The organism is Bacillus sp. JFL15 (assembly GCF_001184225.1).
Lineage (GTDB): Bacteria > Bacillota > Bacilli > Bacillales > Bacillaceae > Bacillus > Bacillus siamensis.
Genome location: NZ_KQ236689.1, coordinates 1,731,862 through 1,742,807 on the forward strand (window position 1 = coordinate 1,731,862; position 10,946 = coordinate 1,742,807).

Here is a 10,946-nt window from a genome sequence, read left to right on the forward strand (position 1 = left end):
TCACATGTCATACAGAAAACTAGGACGTACGAGTTCACAGCGTAAAGCTATGCTTCGTGATCTTACAACAGATTTGATCATCAACGAAAGAATTGAAACAACTGAAACACGTGCGAAAGAACTTCGCTCTGTTGTTGAAAAGATGATCACTCTTGGTAAGCGCGGTGACTTGCATGCTCGTCGTCAAGCTGCTGCATACATTCGCAACGAGGTTGCAAATGAAGAAAATAACCAAGATGCACTTCAAAAATTATTCTCTGACATTGCAACTCGTTACGAGGAGCGCCAAGGCGGATACACACGTATTATGAAGCTTGGTCCTCGCCGTGGTGACGGTGCACCAATGGCAATCATCGAATTGGTTTAATCACATATTTTTGTGTATCTAAAGAAGGGCGGGACAGTTTCTAACTGGATCTATGCCCTTTTTTTAGATACCAGAACTTTTTATTATGAGACAGAAAAGCAGAGCTATAGCTGAGAGGAGGCCAGGCACCCGTGGATCAAAAACAGCTTATATCCGTAAAAGACATCCTATTTCGATACCGCAAAGATGCAGAAAGACCGGCGCTGGACGGTGTGAGTCTGGAGGTATACGAAGGAGAATGGCTTGCTATCGTAGGCCACAATGGTTCAGGGAAGTCGACTTTGGCCAGAGCGCTGAACGGACTGATTTTGCCTGAGGCCGGAGATATTGAAGTCGGCGGCATCAAACTGACTGAAGATACCGTGTGGGATGTGCGAAAAAAAATAGGGATGGTCTTTCAGAATCCCGATAACCAATTTGTCGGAACAACGGTTCGCGATGATGTGGCTTTTGGTTTAGAAAACAATGGGGTTCCGCGCGAAGAAATGATCGAGAGAGTAGATTGGGCTGTCAAACAAGTCAATATGCAGGATTTTCTTGATCAAGAGCCGCACCATCTCTCCGGAGGTCAAAAACAAAGAGTGGCGATCGCAGGGGTTATTGCTGCGCGTCCTGATATTATGATTTTGGATGAAGCGACATCCATGCTTGACCCAATCGGGAGAGAAGAAGTCCTTGATACTGTCAGACGCTTGAAAGGTCAGGGCACGGCCACCGTCATTTCGATTACACATGACCTGGAAGAAGCCGCAAGGGCGGACAGAATCATTGTAATGAACGGCGGCAGGAAGTATGCAGAAGGCCCGCCTGAAGAGATCTTTAAATTAAATGAAGACTTGGTTCGCATCGGTCTTGATTTGCCTTTCTCATTCCAGCTCAGCCTGCTTTTGAAAGAAAGCGGACTGGCGTTAACGAAAAACCATCTGACTCAGGAAGGGCTGGTGAATGAGCTGTGGACATTAAAATCAAAGATGTAGAACATCGCTATCAAATGAAGACACCGTTTGAACGGCTTGCTCTGTATGATATCAATGCCGTGATAAAAGAGGGCAACTATGTGGCCGTCATCGGACATACAGGGTCGGGCAAATCCACGCTCTTACAGCATTTAAACGGTTTGCTGAGACCTACTAAAGGACAGCTGGAACTCGGCAGCACGATTTTGGCAGCCGGTAAAAAGAATAAAAATCTTAAGACTTTGCGGAAAAAAGTCGGAATCGTTTTCCAATTTCCCGAACATCAGCTGTTTGAGGAGACTGTGCTGAAGGACATCTCATTCGGACCGATGAATTTCGGTGTGAAAAAAGAAGACGCTGAACGAAAGGCGAAAGAGATGCTGGAGCTTGTGGGCCTCCCGGAAGACATTTTGGATCGTTCGCCGTTTGAGCTCAGCGGCGGTCAGATGCGCAGAGTGGCGATTGCCGGCGTTCTCGCGATGGAGCCGGAAGTGCTGGTTTTGGATGAACCGACGGCCGGCCTTGATCCCAGAGGGCGCCAGGACATTATGGACATGTTCTATGCGCTTCATAAGCGCGGGAACCTGACTACCGTTCTCGTCACCCACAGTATGGAGGATGCCGCCCGCTATGCCGACGAGATGATCGTCATGCACAAAGGAACCATTAAAGCGACGGGGAGTCCGCGCGACTTGTTTGCAAAAGGTGAAGAGATGGCCGAAATGGGCCTGGATCTTCCTGAATCGGTGAAGTTTCAGAGACGGCTTGAGGCGGCTCTCGGAGTCAAGTATGAGAAACCCATGCTGACCCTGCAGGATGCCGCCAGCGAAATTAAGGCTTTCTTTCAGGAGGAAAAGGACCAATGATGGACAGCATGATTATCGGAAAGTATGTTCCCGGTTCATCGCTTATCCACCGATTGGACCCGCGAACAAAACTTGTCAGCATCTTTCTTTTTGTATGTATCGTCTTTTTGGCAAACAACGTGCAGACGTACGCTTTGCTCGGTTTATTTACATTCGGGGTGATCGCCTTAACGCGAGTGCCTTTCAGCTTTTTACTGAAGGGGCTTAAGCCGATTATCTGGATTGTGGCGTTTACGTTTTTACTGCACATCTTCATGACGCATGAAGGGTCTGTCATTTTTCAGCTTGGCTGGTTTAAAGTGTATGAGGGCGGACTTGTACAGGGGATTTTTATCTCTCTACGTTTCGTCTACCTCATCTTTATGACGACGCTGTTGACGCTGACGACAACGCCGATTGAAATAACGGATGGAATGGAGCAGCTCTTGAATCCATTTAAAAAGGTGAAGCTGCCCGTACACGAACTCGCGTTGATGATGTCGATTTCGCTGCGCTTTATTCCGACGCTGATGGAGGAGACGGATAAAATCATGAAGGCGCAAATGGCGAGGGGGGCGGATTTTACAAGCGGCCCGGTGAAAGACAGAATCAAAGCTGTTGTTCCGCTGCTTGTTCCGCTGTTTGTCAGCGCCTTTAAACGCGCGGAAGAGCTCGCGGTCGCCATGGAGGCGAGAGGCTACCAGGGCGGTGAGGGGAGAACGAAATACAGAAAGCTTGTCTGGACCGGCAAGGATACCGGAGCTATTCTGCTCATCATCGTATTAGCCGTATTATTGTTTTTCTTAAGAAGTTAGAGGTGCTGCTGAATGAGAATGAAATGTACCATTGCTTATGACGGGCATTTGTTTAACGGATATCAGGCTCAGCCTGGAAAACGGACCGTTCAAAGTGAATTGGAAAAGGCGCTCGCCGTCATCCACAAAACGGACGGCAGGGTGCCTGTCATCTCATCGGGCCGCACTGACAGCGATGTTCATGCTGCCGGGCAGGTCATTCATTTTGATACGCCGCTATCCATTCCGGCTGAAAAATGGCCGTTTGCGCTCAATGCCCTGCTGCCTGATGATATTGCCGTCAAAACAGCAGAGATTGCGGATGATGGGTTCCATGCACGATTTAGCGCAGTCCAAAAGGAATATCGCTACTTTGTATATACGGAGAAACACCCGGACGTATTTAAACGACATTACGCTTACCATTTTGCATATCAGCTTAATGTGCAGAAAATGAGGGAAGCTTCAAGGCACCTTATCGGGACACATGATTTCACAAGTTTTTGCGCGGCTGATACCGCGGTTCAGGATAAAGTCAGAACAGTTTACGAACTGGATTGGACTGAGACCGGAGACGGCCTGCAAATGCGGATCACCGGAAACGGATTTCTGTATAATATGGTCAGAATCATTGCCGGAACGTTATTGGACACAGGAACTGGAAAATTTTCTCCTGATGATGTAAAAGCAATGCTGGAAGCGAAGGATCGCGAAGCCGCGGGGCGCACCGCACCGGGGCACGGGCTGTATTTATGGCGCGTTTGCTATGACAACTAAACCAGGTGTAACATTTTCTTGACAGAGTCTGCATAAAGTTATAAGATATCATATGGTATGTATTTCAACCCCACGATAAGCCCCGGAACTTATTGTGTTGTGAAATAGAACGTAATCAAAGTTTATTGAAAATGACAGATCATTTAGGAGGGAAATTCAATGCGTACAACACCTATGGCTAACGCAAGTACTATTGAACGCAAGTGGTTAGTTGTTGATGCTGCTGGCAAGACTCTAGGACGTCTTTCTACAGAAGTTGCATCTATCCTTCGCGGAAAACACAAACCAACTTATACACCGCACGTTGATACAGGAGATCATGTGATCATCATCAACGCTGAAAAAATCGAGTTAACTGGTAAAAAGTTAACTGATAAAATCTACTACCGTCACACAATGCACCCAGGCGGTCTGAAATCAAGAACTGCTCTTGAAATGCGTACAAACTACCCTGAGAAAATGCTTGAGCTTGCTATCAAAGGCATGCTTCCAAAAGGTTCTCTAGGTCGTCAAATGTTCAAAAAATTGAACGTATACCGTGGTTCTGAGCATCCACATGAAGCACAAAAACCTGAAGTTTACGAACTTCGCGGTTAATTAAAAAGGAGGTTACCAATTTGGCACAGGTTCAATATTACGGTACTGGCCGTCGTAAAAGTTCTGTAGCGCGTGTGCGCTTAGTTCCAGGAGAAGGTCGTATCGTCGTTAATAATCGTGAAATCAGCGAGCACATTCCATCTCCAGCTCTAATCGAAGATATCAAACAACCATTAACTTTAACTGAAACAGCTGGTACTTATGATGTTTTAGTAAACGTACATGGAGGCGGCTTATCTGGTCAAGCTGGAGCAATCCGTCATGGTATCGCTCGTGCTTTGCTTGAAGCAGATCCAGAATACCGTGCAACACTTAAACGTGCTGGTCTTCTGACTCGTGACGCTCGTATGAAAGAACGTAAAAAATACGGTCTTAAAGGCGCTCGTCGTGCACCTCAGTTCTCAAAACGTTAATCGTTTTGGATTGCAAAAACCACAACTTCTTGGTTGTGGTTTTTTTGTATTTTTTTCTCATATCGAAGAGGTTATCCAATGTTTTTCTAGAATTGTTTTGTTATACTCTATTCATTACCAATAAGGAGCGCAGTTATAATGAATCAGTTAGCCATACATAACAGCAAGGCATGGGATAAAAAAGTTGAAACGGGCAATGAATGGACGGTTGCGGTTGATTCCCATACGATTGGTGAAGCGAAAAAAGGCAATTGGAGCATCAGAATGACCCCCGCAAAAGACGTGCCGGAGGATTGGTTCCCATCCATAGACGGTTTGAAGGTTCTTTGTCTCGCTTCAGGAGGAGGACAGCAAGGCCCGGTGCTGGCTGCTGCAGGAGCTGATGTCACCGTCTTTGACAATTCGGAAAAGCAGCTTGCGCAAGACAGAATGGTTGCCGAACGGGATAACCTTACACTTCGGACTGTCAAAGGCAGTATGAATGATCTGAGCTGTTTTGATGATGAGTCATTTGATTTTATCGTGCATCCGGTATCGAATTGCTTTGTTGATTCAGTTCTTCCGGTATGGAAAGAAGCCTATCGCGTATTAAAAAAGGGCGGATCGTTAGTCTCCGGGTTTGTAAATCCCGTCGTGTTCTTATTTGATATGGATTTAGAGCAGGAGGGCGTCCTAAAAGTAAAGTATTCCATTCCGTTTTCGGATGAAAAAGATCTGAGCAAGAAAAAAGTACAGGAACTCATTGAGAATCATGAAGCATTTGAATTCGGCCATACGTTAGAGGATCAAATTAAAGGCCAGATTGACGCAGGCTTCATGGTTGCCGGCTTTTATGAGGACAAGGGCGGCCTCGTTCTGGATGAATACATTAATACATACTCCGTAACAAGAAGCATCAAAATATAAAAACAGCATCCCGTCACCGGTGCTGTTTTTTTGCGGCTTTTTACTGCGGGCGGCTGATCACATTAGCTGAAACCGGTTCTATTCCAATTTCTCTGGCCCAAACCGATAGTTGTCCCATATGGTGAATCTCATGCGCAAGGATGTGGCGGAGAATATCGTCTTTATGAAAGGTTTGGTCCATCCAGCCCGGCTTAACAAGATCCGTTCCTTTGCCGGAGACCGCTTGAATGACATCCTCCCGATACTGTTCAGAGAGCTTCCGGAGATCCTGTATGCTGGCATAATCAGACTCAGCAGGCAAAACATCAGCTTTACCTAAAATGGCACGAGCCCAGCTGATCTCGACATCAATGATATGAAATAAAGTCCGCAAGATGCTCTCCATTCCGCCCGTCCGGGATTTTGTCAGTTCCTCTCGGCTCAGCTTCTCACATATCGCAAACCACTCATCACGCACCGTCCAATTGTATTGAAACAGCTTTTTCATAACGTCACCTCTGCTCTTTATTCTCCCAGTTAACATGAAACCCCTTCATTTGGGAGGATTTCCACTATCAACAAAGCATGCTTTTTCCTTATTCCTTTCAAAATAACAGTAAAAAGGAGAGTGAAATGGCAATGGCAGAGGTTTTATCTTTTTCAGACGTGAAACGGCAGAAGGATTATGAGCTTGAGAAAAATTTACTCAAGGAGCTGTCACTGACGCAAATCATTCAATCCGTAAAAGCGTGTCTTACCCCCTTGTTTCCCTTTTTTCAGGACGAAAACGGCATTCTCAGTGAAGGATGCATAGATTTTGCAATAGAAGCGTATTTATTAGGCGGCCGGTTCGGCGTCTTTGGCTATTATGGCGAGTCCCTGCAGAGGGCAAACGCGCGTTCGGCTGAAGAAGAGGAAGAACTGACGGTCGATTTTTTTGAATATCTTTGCAATTGGACGCATGAGCAATATTCTTCCGTAGAACAAAAAGAAATCTATGAAGCGTCCTGCCGGTTTATCAACAGCTGGTGGACGGAAGGATTCCTGCAAAGAGAAAAACAATGTAAGCTCCGCATGAGGTAATCATAATTTCTTCCCTTGTCCCATACTTATTAATAACGGGGACAAGCGGGAGGGAAAAGTATGAGAAAAAAACTGAAATGGCTCGGTTTTTTACTTGGCTTTATCATATTATTGTGTTTATTCCGGTTTCAATTTCATAATGATGATTCCTGGCGGCCGTGGAGCCTGCCGCTGAGCGGGAAAATCATCTATCTCGATCCGGGACACGGCGGACCGGACGGCGGCGCTACGGGAGGCAGTCATCTTGAAAAAGATATTACTCTTGAGGTGGCCTCCAGGGTGAGAGATTATTTACAGGAGCAAGGGGCTTTGGTCATCATGACGCGGGAGACGGATACCGACTTGGCGCCTGAAGGGACGAAAGGCTACAGCAGACGCAAAGCGGAAGACCTTAGAAAGCGTGTGGAACTCATCAACCGTTCAGAGGCGGAGCTTTATATCAGCATTCATCTGAACGCCATACCGTCACCGAGATGGAGCGGCGCCCAAAGTTTCTACTATGGAAAATACGAAGAGAATGAAAAAGTGGCAAAGTATATACAAGATGAACTGAGAATTAACCTGGAGAATACGACGAGAAAGGCGAAACGGATACACGGCATATACTTAATGCAGAATGTGACCAAACCGGGCGCGCTGGTGGAGATCGGATTTTTATCCAATCCGGCAGAAGCGAAGAGGCTCGGCCAGCCTAAATATCAGGATATCATCGCTTCTTCCGTGTATAAGGGCGTATTGAGATACTTCACAGAGAAAGGCGACCCTCCCGAGTAAGGAGGGTTTTTCGCCGATTCTATAATTAATATATGGTATAATACCATTTGTAAACGAATACACAAAGGGTGAGGGTTCGATGATAAGAGAAGATGAAGTAAGAAATATAATCGGAAAAATGCGCGAACCTTTTCTTCATAGACCGCTGGGAGAATTGGATGCCGTTAAGGAAGTAAAGATCAAGCCGGAAAAACGGCATGTCAGTGTGAAAATTGCATTGGCAAAAACGGGGACGGCTGAGCAAATGAGCATTCAGCAGGAAATGGTATCCGTTCTGAAAGAAGCAGGAGCGGAAACTGTCGGTCTTCGGTTTGAAGAGCTGCCGGAAGAGACATTGGCGAAATTCAGCCAGCCGGCGTCTGAAAGCGAAACCCTGCTGAATAGGAAACATCCGCCGGTCTTTCTGGCAGTGGCAAGCGGAAAAGGCGGAGTCGGCAAATCAACCGTTTCCGTCAATCTGGCCATTTCTCTTGCTCGGCTCGGCAAAAAAGTCGGTCTGATCGATGCGGATATATACGGATTCAGTGTGCCTGACATGATGGGTATTACAGTTCGTCCGACAGTAGAAGGAGAAAAACTGCTTCCTGTCGAAAGATTTGGAGTAAAGGTCATGTCTATGGGCTTTTTCGTCGAAGAGAACGCTCCGGTTGTTTGGCGAGGCCCTATGCTCGGTAAGATGCTGAACAACTTCTTCCATGAGGTTGACTGGGGAGAGGTTGACTATATCGTTCTCGATCTGCCGCCGGGTACGGGTGATGTTGCGCTCGATGTACACACGATGCTTCCGAGCTGCAAAGAGATTATCGTATCAACGCCGCATCCTACGGCTGCATTTGTAGCGGCGAGAGCGGGTTCTATGGCGATTAAGACAGATCATGAAGTTGTAGGGGTCATTGAAAATATGGCTTACTATGAAAGTGCAAAAACCGGCGAGAAAGAATATGTGTTCGGCCAAGGCGGAGGGGATAAGCTTGCAGAGGAATTGCAGGTGCCGCTGCTTGGCAGAATTCCTTTAAAACAGCCTGATTGGGACAAAGACCAGTTTGCGCCTTCTGTTTATGACAGAAGCCATCCGATCGGAGAAATTTATATGGGGATCGCCCAAAAAGTTATTGAAAAAACAGCTGAATAAAAAAGGGGCCGGGATCAATATGGCCCGGCCTTTTATTAGCTTTCTTTTTCAGAGCTTGAAGCCGCTTTTTTCAGTTCATCCTCAAATTGCTTTTTGAAAAGCGGGCTGGAAAGTGTCTCTGTAATCACATCTTCTAAGTAACTGCGGAATTTTTGGCTTTTCACCAGCTCGTAGTATTTTTTATCCATGCCGGGGTCCTGCATGATCTGCATAAAACTTTTCTGATAATCAGGGTCTTTCATCAGTTTTTTTATGATTTTTTCGTGCTCAGGCTGAAGTGTCTTTGCAAAGCTCTCGGCGAACTTTGAGTCTTCAAAGATGGTTTTCCAGAACTCCGCCCCTTTTTTAGAGGTGAGGGTTTTCTCTATTGTGTCTTTAATGGCATTCTGATCAATCACCAATGCCTCATTCATCGCATCGTCATTTAATATTTCCTTAATTGCTTTTTTTCCATCATCTGTTTTTAATATATCGACAACCATTTTTTTAGTCTGGTCATAATCCATATCCGCTGCTTGGTCTTTTGGAGCGCAAGCTGTTACAGATAATACAACAAAACAGCTTATCAATAGCGTTTTGGCTTTTGACATGCGTAAGCTCCTTCCTTACTTGTTCTTACTTTTAATATGATTCACCGGAATGGATTTATACATAACAAAATATCGCTGAACGCGATTGTCAGGGGGATGAATAAGAGATGAAAAGCCGCGGGCTTGTTCGATTTTTCTTTTCGATTTTAGCTGTGGGCGCTCTTATTACAAGCGTCGTGGGATTTGCACTGAAGTGGGGGGAGTACAAGGGGTTCTTTCTGAATTTTGAGGCCGGTCAGATTTTCTCCGTTCTGATCTGGTTTATCGGAGTAGGCATGATCTTCAGTGTGATCAGTCAAATGGGATTTTTCGTATTTTTGACAGTGCACCGTTTTGCCCTTGAAATTCTCAGATCAAGCTCGCTTTGGAATCTGCTTCAGCTGTTTATCATTCTGTTTGTTGCTTTTGATTTAATGTATGTGAGATTTTTGTTTTTTGGTGAGCGGGATGACTCGATTGCAGGGTTTGTCTGGCTTCCGCTTGCCCTTCTTGCCGTCGGCCTGTTGACGGCATATATAAAACAAAAGCAGTCCTCAAAAAACACGTTCGTTTCATCGTTATTTTTAATGGTTGTTATTACAGCGCTTGAATGGGTTCCTGCGTTAAGGGTGAATAATGAGGACTGGCTTTATTTGATGCTGATTCCGCTGATGGGCTGCAACGCATTTCAGCTGTTAATGCTGCCGAAGTTTGCGCAGAGATAGCCTATTTCACTTCTGATGACTTGACGTCAGTATTTGCGATCAGATCACCGACAGTCACGTTTTTAAGACCCTTTTGTTTTAAATTGTGAATGATGGCGGGGAGCGCTTCTTCCGTTTGCGTTGCTGAATCAGAGGCGTGCAGCAGAACAATGTCGCCGCCTTTTATATGACTGTTTACATTTTCAATGATTTTATCAGGGCCGGGATTTCTCCAATCCTGTGAGTTAATGCTGTAATGAACCACTGAATAGTGGTACTGCTGTGCAATGGTAAGAACCTTTTTATTAAATTGTCCGGTCGGCGGGCGGAGTAAATGAACATTCTTCACACCCATTTTCTTAAATGCTGTCTGGGCTCTGAGGATATCCTTCTTGATGTCTTGATCCTCTAGACTGGTATAGTTCTTATACGCATAGCCCATGCTTCCGATTTGATGCCCGTCTTTAATCATACGTTCGACTGTGTCCGGGTGCCGTTCCGCCCAAGAAGCTGACAGAAAAAAAGTGGCGTTTTTAATGCCGTTTGCCTTCAGAGCGTTCAGAATCGGAACCGCCTTTTCATCGCCCCAGCTGATATCGAATGTTAATGCCACTTCGTCTGATTTCGTCTCGCCTTTAGAAATCGCTTTTGGACCGTTATCAGTCAAAAATACAGGAAGGGGGACAGCTCTCTGTATATAAAAAAAGCTGGCTGCTGCAAATGCGGCAATAATAATAATAAGCAGCTGTTTTATCCTTTTGATGTGCCACACGTAGAAGTGGTTCACTGATGACGCCTCCTTATCTTGTCCATGCTTGATTACATCGTATGCCGCAGCGGAGATGAATATAACGAATTATAGTTTTAAAAAAAGATGAAAAAAATACTTGCTATATTTAGCGGATGCATGGTATATTATTATTCGTCGCTGATGAACAGCAGACAAAACAAAAAGCTTCGAAAACGACTTAAAAAAAGTTGTTGACATAAAAGAAGCTGAGTGGTAAGCTAATAAAGCTGCTTCAACAAGCGGTAATGATCTTTGAAAAC

General features: G+C 45.4%; 15 protein-coding genes. 12 read left to right on the forward strand and 3 right to left on the reverse strand.

The window, feature by feature from the left end:
* Positions 1-4: 4 nt before the first annotated feature.
* The 8 genes from rplQ (at position 5) to AD710_RS08795 (ending at position 5,655) form a co-directional block, all read left to right on the forward strand.
* The gene (rplQ, locus tag AD710_RS08760) at positions 5-367 is read left to right on the forward strand and encodes a 50S ribosomal protein L17 (protein ID WP_003156550.1); all 363 of its coding nucleotides are present in this window, start codon (positions 5-7) and stop codon (positions 365-367) included.
* 131 nt (positions 368-498) lie between these two features.
* Positions 499-1,344, forward strand: coding sequence for an energy-coupling factor ABC transporter ATP-binding protein (locus AD710_RS08765; protein WP_049627784.1), 846 nt, complete (start codon positions 499-501; stop codon positions 1,342-1,344).
* Complete coding sequence (locus AD710_RS08770; protein WP_049627785.1) at positions 1,320-2,189, forward strand: energy-coupling factor ABC transporter ATP-binding protein; 870 nt, start codon at positions 1,320-1,322, stop codon at positions 2,187-2,189. Before AD710_RS08765 ends, AD710_RS08770 begins: the two co-directional genes overlap by 25 nt.
* Positions 2,186-2,983: an energy-coupling factor transporter transmembrane component T family protein gene (locus AD710_RS08775; protein ID WP_016935894.1), complete on the forward strand. Its 798-nt coding sequence runs from the start codon at positions 2,186-2,188 to the stop codon at positions 2,981-2,983. Before AD710_RS08770 ends, AD710_RS08775 begins: the two co-directional genes overlap by 4 nt.
* A 12-nt stretch (positions 2,984-2,995) precedes the next feature.
* Positions 2,996-3,739 (forward strand): tRNA pseudouridine(38-40) synthase TruA, encoded by a 744-nt coding sequence (truA, locus tag AD710_RS08780; RefSeq protein WP_049627786.1) that lies wholly within the window; start codon positions 2,996-2,998, stop codon positions 3,737-3,739.
* A 159-nt stretch (positions 3,740-3,898) separates the two neighbouring features.
* The gene (rplM, locus tag AD710_RS08785) at positions 3,899-4,336 is read left to right on the forward strand and encodes a 50S ribosomal protein L13 (protein ID WP_003156556.1); all 438 of its coding nucleotides are present in this window, start codon (positions 3,899-3,901) and stop codon (positions 4,334-4,336) included.
* Positions 4,337-4,356: 20 nt separating this feature from the next.
* Positions 4,357-4,749 (forward strand): 30S ribosomal protein S9, encoded by a 393-nt coding sequence (gene rpsI / locus AD710_RS08790; protein WP_003225846.1) that lies wholly within the window; start codon positions 4,357-4,359, stop codon positions 4,747-4,749.
* A gap of 138 nt (positions 4,750-4,887) precedes the next feature.
* Positions 4,888-5,655: a class I SAM-dependent methyltransferase gene (locus tag AD710_RS08795; protein WP_047477890.1), complete on the forward strand. Its 768-nt coding sequence runs from the start codon at positions 4,888-4,890 to the stop codon at positions 5,653-5,655.
* A 40-nt stretch (positions 5,656-5,695) separates the two neighbouring features.
* Here AD710_RS08795 and AD710_RS08800 read toward each other — a convergent pair whose 3' ends face one another.
* The gene (locus AD710_RS08800) at positions 5,696-6,142 is read right to left on the reverse strand and encodes a DinB family protein (protein WP_049627787.1); all 447 of its coding nucleotides are present in this window, start codon (positions 6,140-6,142) and stop codon (positions 5,696-5,698) included.
* A 131-nt stretch (positions 6,143-6,273) separates the two neighbouring features.
* Here AD710_RS08800 and AD710_RS08805 point away from each other — a divergent pair, with 131 nt between their 5' ends.
* The 3 genes from AD710_RS08805 to AD710_RS08815 all read left to right on the forward strand — a co-directional run bounded on the left by AD710_RS08805 (position 6,274) and on the right by AD710_RS08815 (position 8,623).
* On the forward strand, positions 6,274-6,717 hold the full coding sequence (locus tag AD710_RS08805) for a DUF2521 family protein (protein WP_029575198.1): 444 nt from the start codon (positions 6,274-6,276) through the stop codon (positions 6,715-6,717).
* A gap of 60 nt (positions 6,718-6,777) precedes the next feature.
* Positions 6,778-7,491: an N-acetylmuramoyl-L-alanine amidase CwlD gene (cwlD, locus tag AD710_RS08810; RefSeq protein WP_016935889.1), complete on the forward strand. Its 714-nt coding sequence runs from the start codon at positions 6,778-6,780 to the stop codon at positions 7,489-7,491.
* A 79-nt stretch (positions 7,492-7,570) separates the two neighbouring features.
* A complete protein-coding gene (locus AD710_RS08815; protein ID WP_047477885.1) occupies positions 7,571-8,623 on the forward strand; it encodes an Mrp/NBP35 family ATP-binding protein in 1,053 nt (350 codons plus the stop codon).
* 35 nt (positions 8,624-8,658) lie between these two features.
* Here the strand turns inward: AD710_RS08815 and gerD are convergent, their stop codons facing one another.
* Positions 8,659-9,213, reverse strand: a complete 555-nt coding sequence (gene gerD, locus AD710_RS08820; protein WP_049627788.1) for a spore germination lipoprotein GerD — start codon at positions 9,211-9,213, stop codon at positions 8,659-8,661.
* 107 nt (positions 9,214-9,320) lie between these two features.
* On the opposite strand from gerD, the gene kbaA reads away from it, so the two are divergent.
* Entirely contained in the window at positions 9,321-9,917 is a 597-nt protein-coding gene (gene kbaA, locus AD710_RS08825; protein WP_007410420.1) for a KinB-signaling pathway activation protein, read from the forward strand.
* A gap of 1 nt (position 9,918) precedes the next feature.
* On the opposite strand, the gene pdaB is transcribed toward kbaA, so the two are convergent.
* Positions 9,919-10,683, reverse strand: a complete 765-nt coding sequence (gene pdaB / locus AD710_RS08830) for a polysaccharide deacetylase family sporulation protein PdaB (protein WP_045926996.1) — start codon at positions 10,681-10,683, stop codon at positions 9,919-9,921.
* Between the last annotated feature and the right edge of the window lie 263 nt (positions 10,684-10,946).